The 20,135-nt window shown below is 61.3% G+C and carries 19 protein-coding genes; 4 read left to right on the forward strand and 15 right to left on the reverse strand.

Annotated elements, in window-relative coordinates:
* Positions 1-27 precede the first annotated feature (27 nt).
* Entirely contained in the window at positions 28-393 is a 366-nt protein-coding gene (locus KRX51_RS08050; protein WP_218362632.1) for a sterol carrier family protein, read from the reverse strand.
* A gap of 22 nt (positions 394-415) precedes the next feature.
* Between KRX51_RS08050 and KRX51_RS08055 the strand changes: the two genes are divergently transcribed.
* The gene (locus KRX51_RS08055; protein WP_218362633.1) at positions 416-1,372 is read left to right on the forward strand and encodes an acyl-CoA thioesterase; all 957 of its coding nucleotides are present in this window, start codon (positions 416-418) and stop codon (positions 1,370-1,372) included.
* A gap of 63 nt (positions 1,373-1,435) precedes the next feature.
* Here the strand turns inward: KRX51_RS08055 and KRX51_RS08060 are convergent, their stop codons facing one another.
* The 9 genes from KRX51_RS08060 to KRX51_RS08100 form a co-directional block, all read right to left on the reverse strand.
* Complete coding sequence (locus KRX51_RS08060; RefSeq protein WP_218362634.1) at positions 1,436-1,675, reverse strand: hypothetical protein; 240 nt, start codon at positions 1,673-1,675, stop codon at positions 1,436-1,438.
* 29 nt (positions 1,676-1,704) lie between these two features.
* The gene (locus KRX51_RS08065; RefSeq protein WP_218362635.1) at positions 1,705-1,965 is read right to left on the reverse strand and encodes a hypothetical protein; all 261 of its coding nucleotides are present in this window, start codon (positions 1,963-1,965) and stop codon (positions 1,705-1,707) included.
* Between the two features lie 619 nt (positions 1,966-2,584).
* Positions 2,585-3,622 (reverse strand): ACR3 family arsenite efflux transporter, encoded by a 1,038-nt coding sequence (gene arsB, locus KRX51_RS08070; RefSeq protein ID WP_218362636.1) that lies wholly within the window; start codon positions 3,620-3,622, stop codon positions 2,585-2,587.
* Between the two features lie 6 nt (positions 3,623-3,628).
* On the reverse strand, positions 3,629-5,899 hold the full coding sequence (gene purL / locus KRX51_RS08075) for a phosphoribosylformylglycinamidine synthase subunit PurL (protein ID WP_218362637.1): 2,271 nt from the start codon (positions 5,897-5,899) through the stop codon (positions 3,629-3,631).
* Positions 5,896-6,555 (reverse strand): phosphoribosylformylglycinamidine synthase subunit PurQ, encoded by a 660-nt coding sequence (gene purQ, locus KRX51_RS08080; RefSeq protein WP_218362638.1) that lies wholly within the window; start codon positions 6,553-6,555, stop codon positions 5,896-5,898. The genes purL and purQ overlap by 4 nt, the downstream gene beginning before the upstream one ends.
* Entirely contained in the window at positions 6,555-6,794 is a 240-nt protein-coding gene (gene purS, locus KRX51_RS08085; protein ID WP_218362639.1) for a phosphoribosylformylglycinamidine synthase subunit PurS, read from the reverse strand. Before purS ends, purQ begins: the two co-directional genes overlap by 1 nt.
* Before the next feature lie 81 nt (positions 6,795-6,875).
* Positions 6,876-7,571 (reverse strand): DUF2334 domain-containing protein, encoded by a 696-nt coding sequence (locus tag KRX51_RS08090; protein WP_218362640.1) that lies wholly within the window; start codon positions 7,569-7,571, stop codon positions 6,876-6,878.
* 52 nt (positions 7,572-7,623) lie between these two features.
* Positions 7,624-9,708, reverse strand: coding sequence for a S9 family peptidase (locus KRX51_RS08095; protein WP_218362641.1), 2,085 nt, complete (start codon positions 9,706-9,708; stop codon positions 7,624-7,626).
* On the reverse strand, positions 9,687-10,580 hold the full coding sequence (locus KRX51_RS08100) for a phosphoribosylaminoimidazolesuccinocarboxamide synthase (protein ID WP_218362642.1): 894 nt from the start codon (positions 10,578-10,580) through the stop codon (positions 9,687-9,689). Before KRX51_RS08100 ends, KRX51_RS08095 begins: the two co-directional genes overlap by 22 nt.
* Before the next feature lie 118 nt (positions 10,581-10,698).
* On the opposite strand from KRX51_RS08100, the gene KRX51_RS08105 reads away from it, so the two are divergent.
* Genes KRX51_RS08105 through KRX51_RS08115 form a run of 3 tightly spaced genes read left to right on the forward strand, consistent with a single transcriptional unit; the run spans position 10,699 to position 14,256 of the window.
* Positions 10,699-12,009, forward strand: a complete 1,311-nt coding sequence (locus KRX51_RS08105; protein WP_218362643.1) for an acetyl-CoA C-acetyltransferase — start codon at positions 10,699-10,701, stop codon at positions 12,007-12,009.
* A gap of 24 nt (positions 12,010-12,033) precedes the next feature.
* A complete protein-coding gene (locus KRX51_RS08110) occupies positions 12,034-13,383 on the forward strand; it encodes a 3-oxoacyl-ACP reductase (protein ID WP_218362644.1) in 1,350 nt (449 codons plus the stop codon).
* A gap of 9 nt (positions 13,384-13,392) precedes the next feature.
* Positions 13,393-14,256 carry a MaoC/PaaZ C-terminal domain-containing protein gene (locus tag KRX51_RS08115; protein WP_218362645.1) on the forward strand — a complete coding sequence of 288 codons (864 nt, stop codon included), beginning with the start codon at positions 13,393-13,395 and terminating at the stop codon, positions 14,254-14,256.
* 88 nt (positions 14,257-14,344) lie between these two features.
* Here KRX51_RS08115 and KRX51_RS08120 read toward each other — a convergent pair whose 3' ends face one another.
* From KRX51_RS08120 to KRX51_RS08140, 5 genes are all read right to left on the reverse strand, one after another.
* Positions 14,345-15,250: an iron transporter gene (locus tag KRX51_RS08120; protein WP_218362646.1), complete on the reverse strand. Its 906-nt coding sequence runs from the start codon at positions 15,248-15,250 to the stop codon at positions 14,345-14,347.
* A complete protein-coding gene (locus tag KRX51_RS08125) occupies positions 15,237-16,592 on the reverse strand; it encodes an FTR1 family protein (protein WP_218362647.1) in 1,356 nt (451 codons plus the stop codon). The genes KRX51_RS08120 and KRX51_RS08125 overlap by 14 nt, the downstream gene beginning before the upstream one ends.
* Before the next feature lie 141 nt (positions 16,593-16,733).
* Positions 16,734-18,107: an adenylosuccinate lyase gene (gene purB / locus KRX51_RS08130; RefSeq protein WP_370625087.1), complete on the reverse strand. Its 1,374-nt coding sequence runs from the start codon at positions 18,105-18,107 to the stop codon at positions 16,734-16,736.
* 54 nt (positions 18,108-18,161) lie between these two features.
* Complete coding sequence (locus KRX51_RS08135; protein ID WP_218362649.1) at positions 18,162-18,818, reverse strand: TrkA family potassium uptake protein; 657 nt, start codon at positions 18,816-18,818, stop codon at positions 18,162-18,164.
* Positions 18,811-20,133, reverse strand: a complete 1,323-nt coding sequence (locus KRX51_RS08140; protein WP_218362650.1) for a TrkH family potassium uptake protein — start codon at positions 20,131-20,133, stop codon at positions 18,811-18,813. The genes KRX51_RS08135 and KRX51_RS08140 overlap by 8 nt, the downstream gene beginning before the upstream one ends.
* Between the last annotated feature and the right edge of the window lie 2 nt (positions 20,134-20,135).

Genomic DNA, 20,135 nt, shown 5'->3' on the forward strand with positions numbered 1-20,135 from the left:
CCACCTGGATAAGGATAGTCGCTGCCCTTACCGCTTAGGTAACCGGATGACAGGTAAGTAGCGTTCCACCGCATCGGCACGCTGCCCGGAGACATCCGCATCCGACAATGGGGCACGCCCAACAGCGATACGCAACCACGTACGAGGATCGGTTTCCACCACCGCCGGCGGAGTTCCGCGGGTATGGGTTGTGCCCTCAATGCATTGCACCGCCACAAACGGAGGAACCCGCAATTCCACGGATTTACCCGGCGCGAGCTGGCCAATCATCCTCGCGGACAGACGCACCGCGCGTGCGATCTCGGCCCTGGACGCATCTCCGGTCCCGTCGATATACGGCTCTACCGCGCGGATAGCGTCGGCAAGCTCGGAGCCCTGAATGATGTTCGCCATGGAACCGATTATTATCTGAACCATGCCATCCCCTTCGGTAACACTCCGTTTTCTGGCCTCTCCGCACGACGTGCTCATGGCTGGTTCCTCCAGCGTTCACGGCGGCCGCGTGCTGCAGTGGGTCGACAAAGCCTCGTACGCATGCGCGGTGGGCTGGTCCTCGCATTATTGTGTGACCGCCTATTTTGGGCATATCCACTTCGACCGGCCCATCCCCAACGGGCACATGGTGGAAGTGCGCGCCAAGATTGCCTATACCGGCCGCACCTCGATGCACATCGTCAACGAGGTGCTCTCTGCTGACCCACGCGATGGCGAATTCACCCGCGCCGCGGACTGCATGGTCATTTTCGTGGCCATGGACGAAAACCGGAAGCCCACCAAGGTTCCCCAGTGGGAGCCCACTACCGAAGAAGAAATCCAGGCCCGCGACGCCGCTTTGGCCCGATTCGACCTGCGCCGCGATATCGAGGCCTCCATGCGCACCCAGACCTACACCGCGGATTCCTCCGCGCCGGAACTGGTCACCCGCTTCCTGGCTAAGCCTTCCGACGTGAACTGGGGCGGCAAGGTACACGGCGGTACCGCCATGGAGTGGATTGATGAGTGCGCTACCGCATGCACGATGAACTGGTCCGGACGCAACACCATTGCCGTCTACGCCGGCGGTATTCGCTTCTACAAGCCGATGTCCATTGGTGACCTCATCGAGGTACGTGCGCGACTGCTGCGTACCGGCACCACCTCTATGCACATGTCTGTGCACGTCTACACCGGCGAGCCCCGGAAGGGCCGCGATGGCCTAGCGAAGGCACTGCACTCATCGATGACGTATGTGGCCGTGGATGATGAGTTCACCCCACAGCCGATTCCGCACTTCACTCCGGCAACTGATGAGGATAAGCGGCTGCACGCACACTCGCTGTACCTGCAGGAGCTTCGTGATAAGTACGCGCCGCCGCCGCTGCTGCGTAACTAAGCAATAAGCAAACCCCGCCGCACTGTCCATTCGGTGCGGCGGGGTTTTCTTGTGCTGGGGTATTTAGGCTAGAAGCGCCAGTAGGGGCATAAGAAACGCCAGCGTACCGACGATAGTCAGGGCGGTCATCCGCTGTGTCGCACCAACGTAGAGCGCCACAATCGAGGCGAGGACATTGCTGATCAGCAGTGCGGCCTGGCCGAAATCGCCAAGGTTAGGAAGCTGGAAGCGCCAGATGAGGGCGCAGATGAGTCCGATGGCGGCGCCCACCCAGCCGACGACACGAGCACGATTGGATGTCATTGTCTTCTCCTTGCAGCGTTGCGGTCGGATTAAGCCGAGAACTGCGGTGCGTACCAGGCGACCCACATCAATGGTGATACAGCAGCAATGATGGCTCCTGCCCACAGGTGTACACCCTTTTCCCGAACAGCCATGACGACCAAAGCAATAGCGATAGCAGCCACGCCGATAAGCGAGATCCAAGCCACGGTGTTGTTGCTCAGGCTCATGCCCAGGTAGCTGATGAAGTAGGCCAGGACGACCAGGCCTACGGGTTTGGCGACAGGTGGGGCGCTGCTATTGGTTTTCATTGGTGTGATCACCTTCCTCATCGCTGACAGTTATCAGAGCCTGCAGTCGTGCAACTGGTAAACGGCAGCGATTCGACTCCGGTTTTCAGCAGCTGCAGGGAATTCAGCAAAAAGATATGCCGGGCATGGTTTGCACGTAGAACCTTTGCTGGTTTTCGCATTATCTGCCCTGGATCTCAGAGATTCTTTCAGGGACAAATGCGAGGGTACCGCGCCTTCCTTAACCAGTCAACGCGCTTCCCTTGTGCCGTGGCTTCAACCGCAGCGGAGTAACCCCGCTCACGCGGGGACGACGTTTACCCGCATACACACATAGGGCCAGCCCTGCGAAACAGGGAAAGCGGCGACAACCACTGATGGGTCCTGGCTAAGCGCGTCCGTTGTATGCACGGACAGGCGCGAAAAAGCACCGCCCCCGGCTGCTCTCGACGTCGCCCGCACACAAACCCGTACCAATTGCGCAGATCCGTGCGAAATTTCGTACGGATCTGCGCAATTGGTACGGATCTGGCGAAAAAGGGCGCGAAACAGGGCGAAAGGGACGCGAAACAGGGCTCGAAGACCACACTTGCCCCACGGCTGAAGCATTTCTTCACTGCGGCATTGCGGTAAGCGGTGTTTAAACAGTAAACAGCCGCTGCCGTGCCCAACGCATCACATACACCAGTCCCAGCAGCACCGGCACTTCAATAAGCGGCCCGACGACACCGGCCAGGGCCTCACCACTGGCCGCTCCGAAGGTGCCGATAGCCACTGCGATAGCGAGCTCGAAGTTATTGCCGGCCGCGGTAAATGCCACCGTCGTTGCTGGCTGGTAGCTCATTCCGACGGCCTTAGCGGCGAATAGCGCAATAGCGAACATCAGCACGAAGTACGCCAGCAGGGGCACCGCAATACGGGCCACAGACCCCGGAGAATGCAGCACAGCATCGCCCTGCAATGCGAACAGCACCACGATGGTGAACAGCAGGCCGTAGAGCGCCCACGGGCCGATAACCGGCAGGACCTTGGTCTCATAGCCCTCGCGACCCAACTTGCGCTCCCCGATGGTCCGCGTAGCCCAGCCAAGAATCAGCGGCAGCCCCAGGAAGACCAACACAGAGCGCACAATCGGCCACACCCCGGCATCAAGGTGGACTTGGTCTAACCCCAACCAGCCCGGCAGGACCGTGAGATAGAACCAGCCCAGCGCCCCGAACATGAGGATTTGGAAAACGGAGTTAATCGCCACCAGCACCGCGCCGGCCTCGCGGTCACCGTCGGCAAGGTCATTCCAAATCAGCACCATCGCGATACAGCGGGCCAGGCCGACGATAATCACACCGGTACGGTATTCCGGCAGGTCGGCGAGGAAAATCCAGGCCAGTGTGAACATCAGCAGTGGGCCTACGACCCAGTTCAGCACAAGAGACAAACCCATCAGGCGGGTATCGCCAGCGACATTGCCGATATCGCCGTAGCGCACCTTCGCCAAAACGGGATACATCATCACCAACAAACCGATCGCGATCGGCAACGACACATCGGCGACCTCAATGCCGCCGAGCAGCGTGTCGAAGCCAGGCACGAACCGGCCCAGGAGCAGGCCGACGGCCATCGCGATAGCGATCCAGACCGGCAATAACCGGTCGAGCAGTGATAATTTCTCGTTGTGCATCGGGTTTTAGTCCTCCGCCGCGACAACAGAATTCGCCCCGGCTGCGTGGGCGAATAAGTCGGGCAGAGTATTGCGCCAAGCCTCGGCGAGCTCGGCGACGTCAATAGTGACCGCCCCGGCCCGGAAGGTGGCGTCATCGGTGACTGCACCAAGCTTGGTGACCGGGATACCGATGTCCTCGGCGCGGGCCTTGAGCTTGTCCGCGTCCTCAGGCGCAACGGCCACCAGTGCACGGGAGGCAGACTCGGAGAACAGTGCGGTGAACGGGTCACCGGTGAGCTCCACATCGACGCCCACACCGGACTGGATGCAGGTCTCCACCAGCGCCTGCGATAAGCCACCCTCGGACAGATCGCGGGCTGCGGTGACGAAGTGCTTGCCATCGCGTTCGATAGTGCCGTGGAAGAACTCCACCAGGCGCTGCTCATCGGCCAGGTCAATGGCCGGGGGCATGCCCTGCAGAGTGTCGTGGGCAACCTGCTGCCAGATGGAACCACCGAACTCATCGCGGGTCTCACCCAAAAGGTAGAGCTCCTCACCGGCATGGAAACGGTTACCGATGGCGTGATCCACGTTGGCCAGAGTGCCCAGCACGGCAATAACCGGAGTCGGCAGGATCGGCTCAGAGCCGGTCTGATTGTAGAAGGACACGTTGCCGCCGGTAACAGGGATACCGATTTCGGCGGCACCGTCGGCAAGCCCCCGCACAGCCTCCGCGAACTGCCACATGACATCGGGGTTCTCCGGGGAACCGAAATTCAGGCAGTTGGAGATAGCCAGCGGCTTCGCACCCGAAACCGCGACATTGCGATGCGCCTCAGCCAAGGCCAGCAGCGCACCAGTACGCGGGTCAAGCTTCGTGTACCGGCCCGAGGCGTCGGTAGCCAAGGCAATACCGCGACCAGTGTCCTCACAAATACGCAGCACACCAGCCTCACAACCATGCGCAGCCACAGTATTGCCACGCACATAACGGTCGTACTGCTCGGTGATATGGGCGCGGCTACACAACGCAGGGCTGGCGGCCAGGTCCAACACAGTCTGGCGCAGATCAGTGCGCTCCAGCTCCACGGGCTTTTGCAGATCGTCCTGCCACTCAGGGCGGGCGAAGGGGCGATGATAAGTCGGGCCCTCATCAGCGATGGTCTTCGGCGGGGCGTCAACCACGGTCTCCCCCTGGAAGGTGACCACAAGGTTCTTACCGCCAGTGACCTCACCAATATCGGAAGCAATGACGTCCCACTTGGCGCAGATCTCGTAGAACTTATCCATATTCTCCGGAGTCACCACAGCACACATGCGCTCCTGGGACTCACTGGAGAGGATTTCTGCGGCAGTCATATTCTTCGCACGCAGATGCACCTTGTCCAGGTTGATCTCCATGCCACCATCACCGGAAGCAGCGAGCTCCGAAATAGCGCAGGACAGGCCAGCACCACCGAGGTCCTGAATGCCCACCACAACACCAGCGGCATAAAGGTCAAGGCAGCACTCAATGAGCACCTTCTCAGCGAAGGGGTCGCCCACCTGCACCGCAGGCAGCTTGCGCTCGGCGCCCTCTTCGAAGGTGTCCGAGGCCAGCACCGAGACGCCACCAATGCCATCCAGGCCGGTGCGGGAACCGAACAGCACCACCCGGTTACCTTCACCAGAAGCGAAGGCCAGGTGCAGGTCGTCGGCAGGCAACACACCCACACATAGGGCGTTGACCAGAGGATTACCGGCGTAGGAGGCGTCGAAAACAGTCTCGCCACCAATATTGGGCAGACCCAGGCAGTTGCCATAACCACCCACACCGCTGACCACACCAGGCAAGACACGCTGGGTGTCCGGGGCCTCGGCAGGGCCGAAACGGAGCTGGTCCATCACCGCAACCGGGCGGGCGCCCATCGCCATAATGTCGCGGACAATGCCGCCGACGCCGGTGGCCGCGCCCTGGTAGGGCTCCACGTAGGACGGGTGGTTGTGGGATTCAACCTTGAACGTGACCGCCAGGCCATCGCCGACGTCAATAACGCCAGCGTTCTCACCGATACCGGCGAGCATATGGGCACGCATTTCATCGGTGGTGGTCTCACCGAAATAGCGCAGGTGAACCTTGGAGGACTTGTAGGAGCAGTGCTCAGACCACATCACCGAGTACATGGCGAGTTCAGCGTCGGTAGGCCGACGGCCCAGGATCTCACGGATGCGCTGGTACTCGTCGTCCTTCAGACCCAACGCGGCATAAGGCTGCTCGAGGTCAGGGGTGTTCGCGGCGTGCTCGACAGTGCTCATGCCAGGGCCTCCTCGAGGACCGAAGTGAATAGGGATAGGCCATCGACCGACGGGCCGGTGAGGGTTTCAATAGCGTGCTCGGGGTGTGGCATCAGGCCAACAACACGACCATTTTCGCTGCACACGCCGGCGATATCGTTCATCGAGCCATTGGGGTTGTCCTCGTAGCGGAACACCACCCGGCCCTCGCCTTCGAGCATCTTGATGGTGTCCGGGGTGGCCTGGAAACGGCCTTCGCCGTGCTTGGACGGGATGAGGATGCGATCCGGGGCCTGCGAAGTCCACGCAGTACCGCGGTTTTCCACGGTGAGGTGAATATCGCGGCACACGAAGTGCAGGCCCTCATTGCGGGTCAGTGCGCCGGGCAGCAAACCAGCCTCGGTGAGAATCTGGAAGCCGTTGCAGATACCGAGTACGGGCATGCCCTTAGCAGCCGCGTCCTTCACCCGGGTCATAATGGGCGCCAGTGAGGAGATGGCGCCACCACGCAGGTAGTCGCCATAGGAGAAGCCACCGGGCACCACGACGGCCTCGACTTCGCGAAGGTCAACGTCGGCATGCCACAACTGCACTGGCTCCGCACCAGCGAGGCGCACTGCGCGCAAGGCGTCAACGTCGTCCAGTGTTCCTGGGAAAGTAATAACGCCGATTTTCACTACTGGGCCTCGCGATGGATCTCGTAGTCCTCAATGACCGTATTCGCCAGCAGCGTCGCGGCGAGATCATTGAGCTGCTCGTCGGTGACGGTGTCGTCGATCTCCAGCTCGAAGCGCTTGCCCTGGCGGACATCGCTCACACCGGTCACACCGATGCGACCCAGTGCGCGGTGTACGGCCTGGCCTTGAGGATCGAGAATTTCCGCTTTGGGCATGACATGGACAACTGCACGGGCCACGCTGAACTCCTTCAATTGGGGATGCGTGGTTTATTTTAACCGGTCAGCGATATTCAGCGACCGGGGGAACCCGCGGCCCGGCTAGGCAGCCAAACTCAACGGAACAGTGCCGTACCCGGCCGGCTCGGCACCGACATTGAGCGCCCGATCAATAATGCGCAACATATCGCGACGATTCTTCTCATCCTTCAGGCGCGACGCCGACACAGACAGGCGAATCGGACGACCGTTTTCAATATTGCGTTCCACCGCGGTGCGCACTGCCCGGCGCCACCAGCGGGCCGCGCCGAAGCCTTCGCCCAGCGCCAGCACACGAGTCGGATCCGATGCGCCGGTGACAAGATTATGTACCGCGTGCAGGTCCGCAGCGATACGGAAACCAAGGGACGGCAACACTTCCAGAGTGCCGGGGGACAGCAACCAGCGCGGCGGGGCGAACATATCGGTGCTCAAACCCAGCGCTTCCATCTGCCGAGTCGCGGCGGTCAGCCGGAGTCGGGCCTCATGGCCGCCAAGGTCGGCGAACTCGGCGCGGCGCCCACGGTCTGTTTGGTCGAAGCCGGCCAACATAATCTCGGCGCCTTCTTCCTGGCGGCGCCGAATCCACTCCAGCACCGCAGGCGAACGCCGCAGCGACCAGTCGCGCCCCAGATGAGGCGCAACCAGCAATGCCGGCGCGATACCGCGATCGGCCAGCGCGGTGGTGAACCGCGCTGCGTCGAGGAGGCGGTCATCACGCAGGCCTGATAGCGAGACGACGAGTGCCGGTTGGTTCATGCACACCAATCTGACAGGTGCGGATGAACTCTAAGTGAGACTGACGTGAATATCAGGCAGCCCCTGCGCGACGCATCAGCCACGCGAACTGGAACGCCGTCTCCCGCCACTTCGCATACCGGCCCGATACGCCACCATGGCCCGCACTCATCTCAGTCTTGAGCAGGAATGGGCCACCGTGTGCGACCTCGCGCAGCTTCGCCACCCATTTCGCCGGCTCCACATACAACACACGAGTGTCATTGAGGCTGGTCACAGCGAGGATCGGTGGGTAGTGCTGGGCGCGGATATTCTCATATGGCGCATAGCTGGCCATGTAGTCATAGACCTGCGGGTCGTGGTACGGGTCGCCCCACTCATCCCATTCCACCACGGTCAGCGGCAGCTCCGGCATGAGCATAGAGGTCAACGGGTCCACAAAAGGCACCACAGCCTCAATGCCAGCAAACCGGTCCCCGGCCAGGTTGGCGACCGCCCCCATCAACATGCCACCAGCCGAACCGCCGTCGGCAACCATCTGTTCACGTGTTGTTATCCCAGCGGCGAGCAGATCATCGGCGACATCAATGAAGTCAGTGAACGTGTTCTTCTTCGTCAGCCCACGGCCCTGCTCCCACCAGGAACGCCCCATTTCGCCGCCGCCGCGCACGTGCGCAATGGCCATCACCATGCCGCGATCCAGCAGCGATAGTCGCGCCACCGAAAAACCCGGGTCGGTCGGCATCTCGTAGCTGCCATAACCGTAGAGCAGCAGCGGACGGGGCTGGTCGAGTGCGCAGTCCCGGCGACGAATAAGCGACACCGGAACCTGCGCCCCATCACGGGCAGTCACCCAACGGCGTTCGGCAACATAATCGGCCGCGTCATAGCCACCGCGCACAGGCTGCTGTTTGAGAAGCTCCCGCTGCCCGGTAGCCACATCCAACTGCCACACCTGGCCTGGGGTGGTAAACGAACCGTAGGTGAAACGCAGCACCGGCGCTTCCCACTCAGCGTTACCAGCAGGGGCGACACTGAATAGTTCCTCCGGGAAGTCCAGCTCCACAAAGTTCAGATCCGGCCCAGCCAAGGCCAACCGGCCAATGCCGCCGGATCGGTAGGCCAGCACGGTATGCCCAGCAAAGCAATCCACACCATCGATGCGGCGGCCTGCTTCATGCGCGACGATCTCTTCGAGTTCACCGTCCCACGGGCCCACCGGGCAGGCGCCCAGTGCGAAGTCCGGGCCGGTGCGGTTATGGGTGACCAGCCAGCAGTCACGGCCGCGCACCACCGCGTGGTCAATGTCGTATTCCACGCCGCGTTCACGCTTGCGCACCAACTGGGGTTCGCCAGTGGGCTCAGCGGTATCAATGAACCAGCTTTCCGACGTTATTTTCGACGCGGACTCAATAATGACGAAACGTTCACTGCGAGTGGCCCCCACACCAACCCAGTAGGACTCATCGTCCTCGCGGTAGACGCACACATCGGCGGCCGGGTCAGTGCCCACCTCGTGGCGCCATACCGAATCCGGCCGCCAGGCGGCGTCGACCTTCTGGTAGAACACAAACCGGGAATCAGCCCAGGTGGCCCCGGCGGCGATGCCGGGGATCACGTCGGCAAGCAACTCGCCACTGCGTAAGTCGAGAATGCGCAGGGTGTAGCGCTCATCGCCAACGGTATCGGTGCTGTAGGCCAAGTAATTGCCATCCGGGGAGACGCTGGAGGCACCGACGCTGAAGAACTCGTGGCCTTCGGCCAGGGCATCGAGATCTAGCAGCACCTGCTCATCACCGTCGCCGGGTGTGGGCGGTTGCCAATCATCACCGTCGGCAGGCATACGACAACTCAGGCCATAGGCGCGGCCCTCAACGGTGCGCCCGTAGTACCACCAGTCGCCGGCGCGCACCGGCACGGACATATCCGTCTCCTGCACGCGCGCACGGATCTCCTCATAGATCGCGTCCTGCAGCTCGGTGAGATCGGCAGTCATCTCATCGGTATAGGCATTCTCCGCCTCGAGATGGGCGATGACCTTCGGGTCCGTTTTATCGCGCAGCCACTCATAATCATCACTGAACTCGCGGCCGTGCATGGTGCGAATAAAGGGCCGCTTTTCCGGGGTGGGTACGATCACGCAGGCTCCCCGTGCCATTCGGCGAAACGCAGATCAGAGATGCGCTCATAGGCCTCGATATAGCGCTCGCGGGTGGCCTCGACCACAGAGCCGGGCAGCGGCGGCGGGGGCGTACCAACGTCCTTCTTCCAACCGGACTTGGAGCTCGTCAGCCAGTCCCGCACGTACTGCTTATCGAAGGACGGGTTGACCTGGCCTTCGGCATAAGACGACTCCGGCCAGTAGCGGGAGGAATCCGGGGTGAGAACCTCGTCGGCAAGCACCAAATTATCGTCGGCATCCAGCCCGAACTCGAATTTGGTATCCGCCAGAATCAGGCCATGCTCGGCGGCCAGTTTGGCGGCGTGCTGATAGATAGCAATGCTGGCGTCGCGGAGCTGCTCCGCGCGCTCCCGACCGAGGATGCAAATAACCTGGTCGAAGCTCACATTTTCGTCGTGCTCACCGATTTCTGCTTTGGTAGCGGGGGTGAAAATGGGTTCTTCCAGACGAGAGCCCTCAGTGAGGCCTTCGGGCAACTCGATACCGCAGATCGCACCGGTATCCCGGTACTCCTTCAGCCCCGATCCGGTGAGGTAGCCGCGCACCACACATTCGAAGGGCAGCATTTCCAGCTTCTTGCACACCAGGGCACGGCCGAGCACTTCCTCGGGGATGCGCTCATCATCGGCGGGGCCGGCAAGATGATTCGGCACGTCGAGTTCGTTGAAGAAGAACACGCTCATGGCGGTCAAAACGCGGCCTTTGTCCGGGATCTCAGTCGGCAGCACGTGGTCGTAGGCAGAGATCCGGTCGCTAGCCACCAGCAGGAGAGTGTCGTCGTCGATCTCGTAGATCTCGCGCACTTTCCCTGCTGAGAGATGGGGGTACGAAGAGAGTTGGGGTCGCATGTCCGCATAGTCTAGACCCGTCGTTAGCGGCGTTCTTGTGACAGCCGCCTTGTAACTACGTAATGTTTAAAAATAGTTACTCACCTCACAAATAGGGACAGGAGAGGTTCACTACCACATGGCTTCCCAGGAAATTCGCCGCGCAGTTATCGTCGGCGGCAACCGCATACCGTTCGCTCGCTCCAATAAGGAGTACAGCCACGCTTCCAACCAGGACATGCTCACCGCTGCCCTCGACGGGCTCATCGCCCGCTTTGGCCTAGCCGATGAGCGGCTCGGCGAGGTCGCCGCAGGTGCTGTGCTGAAGCACTCCCGTGACTTCAACCTCACTCGCGAGTGCGTGCTCGGCTCCGCACTCTCCCCCACTACCCCCGCTTTCGACGTGCAGCAGGCCTGCGCGACCGGCATGGAAGCCATGAGCTCCATTGCCAACAAGATCAAGCTGGGCCAGATCGATTCCGGTATCGCCGGCGGCGTGGACACCACCTCCGACGCCCCGCTGGCACTGTCCGATGACCTGCGTGTGAAGCTGCTTGACGCTACCCGCGCCAAGTCCCCGATGGACCAGGTCAAGATCTTCGGCTCCTTGCGCCCCTCGGACTTCGCCCCCGCTGCTCCCTCCACCGGTGAGCCGCGCACCGGCTTGTCCATGGGCGAGCACCAGGCCATCACCACCGCCAAATGGGGTGTCACCCGCGAAGAGCAGGATGAACTGGCCGCCAAGAGCCACCAGAACCTCGCGCGCGCCTACGATGAGGGCTTCTTCAACGACCTGATGACCCCGTTCAAGGGCGTTACCCGCGACACCAACCTGCGTGCCGACTCCACCGTCGAAAAGCTCGGCAAGCTCAAGCCGGTCTTCGGCCGCGGCCTGGAAGCTGAGCCGACGATGACCGCTGGTAACTCCACCCCGCTTACCGACGGTGCCTCCGCGGTGCTCATCTCTTCCGAAGAGTGGGCCAATGAGCGTGGCCTGCCGGTGCTGGCCGACCTGGTCGACTCCGAAGCCGCCGCTGTGGACTTCGTGCACGGCGCCGAGGGCCTGCTGATGGCCCCGGCCTACGCCACCCCGCGCATGTTGGCCCGAAACGGCCTGACCTTCGATGATTTCGACTTCTTCGAGATTCACGAGGCTTTCGCCGGCACGGTGCTGTCCACCCTGAAGGCATGGGAAGACGAAGAGTTCTGCCGCGAGCAGCTCGGCCTGGACGGCGCCTTTGGTTCCGTGCCGCGCGAGAAGCTCAACGTCAATGGCTCCTCGCTGGCCTGCGGTCACCCCTTCGCCGCTACCGGTGGCCGGATCGCGGCCTCGCTGGCCAAGATGCTGCGCGCCAAGACCGACGAAACCGGCGAGCTCACCCGCGGCCTGATTTCCGTGTGTGCTGCCGGCGGCCAGGGCGTTGTCGCCATCCTCGAGGCTCGCCCCTAATACCTAAAAGGAGTTTGATTTTTCATGGCTGATAAGTATCAGGATCTCGTCAACGGCGGCCCGCTCACCGGTGTCGCCAAGTCGCTGGGCCTGCCCCAGCCCCCGTTCCTGCGCCGCCACAAGAAGGGCGCCGGCGTGCTGGGCAATAACAATAAGGTCCTCATCACCGGTTCCGGCGCGGACGCAGACACCATCGCCAATGCCCTCGGCGAGTGGGATCTCAATGTCCGTCGTGACCAGGCTGGTGACGATAAGGTCGGCGCCATTGTGGTTGTGCTGACCGACGCCGCCCGCCCCACCGACCTGCAGGACCCGGTGCTCGCCGCCGCGAAGCACCTGCGCAAGCTGGATAAGGGCGGCCGCGTGGTTGTCGTTTCCCGCGCCAAGTCCACCGATATCACCGACCCGGCCCTCAACGCCGTGCGCGGCGGTGTCGAAGGCATCGTGCGTTCCCTGGGCCACGAGGTCCGTGGCGGCTCCACCGCTAATGGTGTCCTCGTCGAAGACGGTGTGGATATTTCCGCTCCGTCGGTGCTGGCTTCGCTGCGCTTCTTGCTCTCAGGCCGCTCCGCTTTCATCGACGGCCAGTTCCTGCGGGTGTCCTCCGCCGCCGGTGACCTGCCCGAGGATTGGGATAAGCCGCTGGCCGGCAAGGTTGCCGCTGTGACCGGTTCCGCCCGTGGCATTGGTGCTGCTATCGCAAAGCAGATGGCCGAGCTGGGCGCCAAGGTCATTGTCATCGACGTTCCCGCCGCTGGCGATAACCTCGCCAAGGTCGCCAATGAGATCGACGGCCTGGCACTGCAGCAGGACATCACCGCTGATGACGCCGGCACGATCATCGCCGACGCCGCTGAGAAGCGTTATGGCCGCCTGGACATTGTGGTGCACAATGCCGGCATTACCCGCGACAAGATGCTCGCCAATATGGACGAGGCCCGTTGGGGTGCCGTCATTGCGGTGAATATCGAATCCCAGCTGAAGATGAATGAGCAGCTGCTGGCCCACCCGGCCTTCCAGGATTCCCCGCGTATCGTGTCGCTGGCCTCCACCTCCGGTATTGCCGGCAACCGTGGCCAGACCAACTACGCCGCGTCCAAGGCCGGTGTGATTGGCATGGTCGAGTCCCTGGCGGACACCTTCGCTGAGAAGGGCGGCAATATCAACGCCGTGGCACCGGGCTTCATCGAGACCGAGATGACCGCCGCCGTGCCGTTCGTCAACCGTCAGGTCGCCCGCCGGGTGAACTCCCTGCAGCAGGGTGGTCTGCCTCTCGACGTCGCTAACGCCATCGCCTTCCTGGTCTCTGACCAGGCCCTGGGCGTTAATGGTCACGTGCTGCGCGTGTGTGGCCAGAACATCGTCGGCGCCTAGGAGCTGTATATGACTAAGACTCTGTCCGCTGTCCCTGAACTGGCCCCGCTGTACGCGAAGGCCGCCGTCGGCATGGCCAAGAAGCGCCCGAACTCCACGGAGCTACGCACTCCCGCGCTGGCGGTCAACGGCGCTGCTGTGCCGCGCGAACGTGACGAACAGTTCCGTCGCCTCGTTGGCGCTCCGCTGTCCGATAACGCCTTCTTCGGCCACGTGCATTCGCTCATCATGCCGTTGCAGCTGGAGCTGATGGCTGCTGACGATTTCCCGCTGCCGATGATGGGCCTGGTCCACACCGACAACACCTACCGTCAGCTTGCCGACGTCCCGGTGGACTCCACGGTGGATCTTGAGGTGCGTGTCTCTGGTTTCCGTGAGCACCGCGCCGGCACCGAGGTTCTCTTGGACGCCACGGTGAAGGCCGCTGGCACCGATACTGTCCTCGTTGAGGAACGTTCGGTGTATTTGGCCAAGGGCCGTCGTCTGAAGGATGTGCTGCCCGCTGAGGGTGGGCAGCGGGAGAAGTTCCGCGTCCCGACCCCCACTGCCCAGTGGCGCCTGTCCGGCGATACCGGCCGCAAATGGGCCGCTATCTCTGGTGACTGGAACCCGATCCACATCACTGGTCTGACCGCGAAGGCGCTGGGCATGCCCGCCGCCATCGCACACGGTATGTACACCGCCTCGCGTGCCCTGGCTGAAGCCGACGTGACCGGCCCGTTCGAGTTCACTATCTCGTTCGCCGCCCCCGTCGTGCTGCCCGCCACGGTGCAGTTGGCGATTACTGACTGTGCCGAAGGTCGCGAGATCGTCGCGTGGCACGGTAAGAAGAAGCGCCCGCACTTCACCGGCGCTGTGCACCGGATTGATTAATCAGGCTGCTCAGTAGCACCAAAAGGCGCCCCAACCGCAATGGTTGGGGCGCCTTTCGTCGATCCGTTGTGGCTCAGACTATGCCGAATTACTCGTCGTTGTGATCCTCATGGTCGGAGTGGTCGCTATGGCCGGAGTGGCCGCCCATGGACGGCATATCCAGCGGGGTTTCATCCTCGGCTTCCTGAAGATTCTTCTCGGCAGTCTTATCCTCGAACATCTTCTTCTGGTAGTCCTTGCACTCTTCCGGCGGAGTCATCGGATCCTTCACGGTTGCCTTCTCGATGGCATCCAGATTCTCCTGGGTGATCTTCCAGTCCATAGTGCGGGTCAGCGGACCGAACCACTCAGTAGCCGGAACACCGGTGATGTAGTCGGAGTGGATGTCGTAGTCGCTGGGCGGGAAAATGGTGACGGTGAGCTTATAGTCACCCGGCTTCTTGATGGTGTCCTTGGCCAGGTTGGTGCCGTAGTGGGAACCATCGATAGCGTTCATCGGCATCATCATGCCGGTGTCGACCTCATCGCCGTCCTTGGTTTCGATCTTGTAGGCGATCTTCAGGTTGGCCGGGGTCTCATCAACTGAGTAGCCCCAGTTGGTGGCATAAGCATTGGCCTTCAGGTCCAACTCGATATGCATCTGCGACTCGTCGTAGTCGAGCATCTCCATCGTGGAGTTGGGGTTCGGGGCCATCTGACCCGGCTGGAAGAACATCACGGCAGCATCGAACAGGCCGAAGGAAGCGGTCGGGCCCTCCTGCTCCTGCAGGCCACACTCGTCGGGTCGAGCGTTGACCTCAACAGCGTCGCTGGCTTCGCCGGATTCTTCCTTATTGCCCTCGTCATCGCCCTTGGCTGCTTCGGTAGCGCTGCTGGCGCTGTCGGCGGCGGCGTCGGCTGCGTCGCTGACGCTGCCGTCGTTATCAGCACAGCCAGCAAGGCCGAGCACACCAACGGCAACGGCTGCCAGAACTCGCTTATTAGTGGTCTTCATGTGGAGGATTCTCCTTCTCAGCCGGTACTAGTTTTGGCTGTGATTTGCGGTTATTAATGGCATGGGCAGCAACCATCCACACCGCAGCGACAAGCAAAATCAGCTGCGGCAGAAGAGTTTCTGCCCACGGGTAGATGCCTAATTCAGGCAAGTAGTGGGACATCCAGGGCAGGTTCGTATCGCCCAGGATGAAGTCGCCCTCCTTGAGTTCTGCAACGCCCTTGCCGACGAAGGACAAACACATGGCAAGAAGCAGAATCGCGGTGGAGTAGAAAATGGGGCCAACCGGCAGCTTGGAACCGCCGAACCGGAACAGCACATAGATCACAGCCAAAACGGCACAGGCGGCCAGGAAACCACCTGCAATAGCTGTCCTATCGTGCCCGCCGGAGGCGAAAGCCGCTGTGTAGAACAAGACGAGCTCCGCGCCCTCACGAATCACGGTGATGAAGACCGTGAAAATCAGGGCTTTGGCCGCCCCCTTCGACACCCGGGTGTCAACAACACCAGCTACATAGTTGTCCCACTTCTCACGTGAGGCGCGAGCCAGCATCCACTTGGCGACGTAGAACAACATGCCTACGGCGAGGAACATCGTGAATCCCTCGAATAGCTCAGAGGCTTTGCTGGCCCCGCCGGTGAAGAAATGCATCACCCAGGCCAAGACGAAGGACAGCGCGACAGCTGCGCCGACGCCCACGGCCACAGACTTCAGGAGGTGCTTATTTCCACTGCGCACGAGGTAGACCACAATCGCGGCGACAACGAGGAGCGCTTCCAAGCCTTCCCGTAGCAACAGCGCGAAAGCGGTGGAGAAATCGACCCAGCGCATGGTGCTTTGATCTGTTTCTACCTGCGCAGCATCACCGTCAAAGAGGTCACGACCAGCGCTTTCCGGGGCATCATCACCGATAATGCCGTCCAGTGCCATCGCGTCTCGCGCAACAGCGATCTTGAGGGTTTCGATGTCCTGATGGACTTCCTCAGCTGGTGCTGCACCGCCGATTGCGATCTTGAGGCGGGTAAACCGCCCCTCCATCTTGACCTTGCGGTTGCCCGCCAGCGTCATCGACGCGGGCTCGAGATTATTCTCATACCAGCCGAAATACGCCTCACCGACTTCGTCGAGGGCCTTTTGGGTATCACCGCTGTCATAGGCTTCCTGAGCTTCGTCGAGCTCAGCGGCCATACACAACGCGTAGTCACGATAAGTACGCGTTGATCCATCTGGGTTGGTGACTCCCTTTTCACATGTCGGCACGTCCTGGGTGGGCGCTGCCATTGCTACTGCAGGCACCATCAGGAATAGCAGTGCCACTATGACGCTATGTAGGAGTCGCATCAGTACTTCCTCACGGAAATTAAGCAAACCCTTGTCTTGGTGGGTTAGCAATACCAATGCTAGGCCCGCATGAAGCCGCCGTCCAGACCCAAATCTCAATTACTACGAGAAATAGGCCCAGACGGCGGCCACAACAGCGAACTACAAAATGTCACCCGGCTGGTACTTAGCAGCGACTGGGTAGCGCGTGGCCAATTCCGACACCCGCTTCGCAACCCGATCCACCTGCGCGCCGGCCGCACCCGTAAAGGCCGCCCGGTCAGCCAAAACGTCGCTAAGCTGCGCACGATCCAACGGGATGCGGTCATCGTCGGCAAGCCGCTCGATGAGGTTCTGATCAGCGCCCTTCTCCCGCATATCCAACGCCATCGCTACCGCATGTTCCTTAATCACCTCATGCGCGGTCTCCCGACCCACACCAGCGCGCACACACGCCATCAAAATCCGGGTCGTAGCCAAGAACGGCAAATAACGCTCAAGCTCACGCTCCAACATGGCCGGGAACGCACCGAAATCAGTCAACACCGTCAGGAAGGTTTCCAACATGCCATCGGCGGCGAAAAAAGCGTCGGCAAGCGCAACCCGGCGCACCACCGAACAGGACACATCGCCCTCATTCCACTGGTTGCCAGACAGATCCGAAACCATCATCAAGTAGCCGCGCAGCAGCACCTGGAAACCATTCACACGCTCACAGGAGCGAGCATTCATCTTATGCGGCATGGCCGAAGAACCGACCTGGCCTTCCTTAAAGCCCTCCGTCACCGTCTCATTACCAGCCATCAACCGGATCGTGGTGGCCAACGAAGACATACCAGCACCGGCCTGCACCAGACTCGACAACGCAGTCACATCAAGGGTGCGCGGATAGACCTGGCCGACGGAATCAAAAACATGATCAAAGCCCAGGCCAGCGGCGATCTCCTGCTCAAAGGAGGCCAGCGCTTCCTCATCCCCATCAAGCAGATCCAACATGTCCTGGGCAGTGCCCATCGGGCCCTTAATGCCACGCGCCGGGTAGGTGTCCAGCACATGGTCAATATTCTCCGTGGCCAGCAGCATCTCCTCCGCAGCAGAGGCGAAACGCTTACCCAACGTGGTGGCCTGGGCGGCAACATTATGCGAACGACCAGCCATCACCTGATCGCGATGCTGCTCGGCGAGTTCAGTGGTGCGCACAGTGGCAGCAACCATCTTGTCGCGAATCATGCGCAGCGCAGCAACGACCTGCAACTGCTCCACATTCTCAGTCAGATCGCGGCTGGTCATGCCCTTATGGATATGCTCCGAGCCGGCCAAAGCACAGAACTCTTCAATACGGGCCTTCACATCGTGGCGGGTAACGCGCTCCCGCTCGGCGATGGAATCAAGATCCACCTGGTCAATCACCGACTCATAGGCGGCAATGACGTCATCGGGGATATCGATACCGCGGGCCTGCTGGGCCTTCAGCACAGCAATCCAAAGCTGGCGCTCCAGAATGATCTTGTGCTCCGGGCTCCAGAGGCGGGTCATCTCCGGGGAGGCATAACGGGTGGCGAGAACATTGGCGATAGTCACGCCCCCAGTCTAGGAGCGCGCCGCGAAGGACTCCACGCTACGCGCCGGTCCACCGGCAAGAACCAAGTCACCAGCGGCGAGCACATCGTCGGCAAGCGCACGGCGGAAACGCTGCCCACCCTGCCGCAAACCAAGGATCTCCACATCCCCAGAAGCGTTAATCTCACCGACGCGGTGACCCAAGGCAGATACCGGCGGGGCAATCCGAGCAACCGCGAAATCATGGTCGAACTCGACGTATTCCTGCACCCCACCACCAATAAGATGAGCAACCCGACGGCCAGTATCGGCCTCCGGGCGAATCACATGGTGACAACCAATCTGGCTAAGAATCTTCGCATGGGCAGGGCTATCCGCCTTCGCCCAAATCGACGGCACCCCAAAATCCACCACCGCAGAAGTGGTGAGCAAAGAGGCCTCAAGATCCGCGCCAATGGCAACAACAACACGCTTAGCCTCATGGACGCCAAGTTCCTGCAACGCACCAGGGATGGTGGTGTCGGCATGCACAATGTGGTCGAAAGAATCCGACAACATCTGCACCCGGCGGGAATCCGAATCGACGCCCAGCACCTCCACCCCACCGGACATCAACTCCTCGCCCAGCGCCTGACCGAACCGGCCCAGACCAAGAATGACGACGTGAGAATTGTGCTTTCTAGCCAATGAAGGGCCTTTCCTCTGGGTAGGTATAACGGCGCACCTGCGGGCGCATCGCCATGGCGGTTGCCAATGCGACAGGCCCCACACGACCAGCGAACATCAACAAAATAATGTTGAATTGCGCAGCCAGCGGCAGCACACCGGTAATACCTGTTGATAGTCCCACCGTGGCGAATGCGCTAGTGGTTTCAAAAAGAATTTGGTCGGTAGAAAACTGCGGGGCGACGAACAGGATGAACGTCGTCGAACCAACAACAAGCAGGACACCAAAAGACAGAATCGACAAGGCCTGCCGCAACACTGCCGCAGGCACAGTGCGGCCACCCAGGGCGACGGAATTATCGCCACGCACCTCGGCAATAACCGCGGCAACCAGCACCGCCGCTGTTGTGACCTTCACCCCGCCGGTGGTACCACCTGAGCCTGCACCAATAAACATCAAAATATCGGTACCGATCAGTGTCGAGCGGTGAAATTCGGCGTAGTCCAGGGCATTAAAACCAGCAGTACGGGGGCTCACCCCGGCGAAAAATGCGTTCAGCAGCTTATCGCCGAAAGACAGCCCGGCCATCGCGCCTTCCCACTCACCGAAAGCCACAAGCAGCACACCGGCCGGAACCAACACGGCAGTGCCGATAAAAGTAAGCCGCGCTGTGAGTGACCAGCGCCGGGGCCGCAGCCACACCTCACGCAAAACCGGAAAACCCAGGCCACCAACCATCAGGGCAAAAGCCAGCGGCAAAAGCACCCAGGCGTCAGAAACGAATCCAATGACATTATCGCTGTACAGCGCAAAGCCTGCGTTATTGAAACCAGAGATGGAGTGAAACACGCCCTGCCATACCGCGCTGGCAAGGGGCATGTCGTAGGCGGAATGAAACCGGGCCGTTAATACGGCAGCGACCACGACCTCAACAACCAGGGTAAATAGCAGGGTGGCGCGTGCTACAGCAGAGACCGAACCTAGGGCCACACCGCGTCCCTCAGCACTGGCACCATCGCGGGCCCGCAGCCCCATCTGGCCGGAAAGAGCCAGGATGGCCAGGGAGGCCAGCGTCATAAACCCGAGGCCGCCGAGCTGGATGAGCACCATGATGATGAACTGGCCGATATGGGACCAGTGCGTGGCCGTGTCGACGGTGACGAGGCCGGTCAAACACGCCGCGGACGTGGCGGTGAATAGTGCGTCAGAGGGGGAAGTGGTGTGGCCCGGCGCGGTGGAAAATGGCGCCATCAACAGGGCTGTACCGATGAGGATGATAGAAGCAAAACCAACAGCCACCGCAGCTTGGGGGCGTGGCCTACGTACCAGTGCCATTT

It is taken from the genome of Corynebacterium sp. TAE3-ERU12, from assembly GCF_019209905.1.
Classification (GTDB): domain Bacteria; phylum Actinomycetota; class Actinomycetes; order Mycobacteriales; family Mycobacteriaceae; genus Corynebacterium.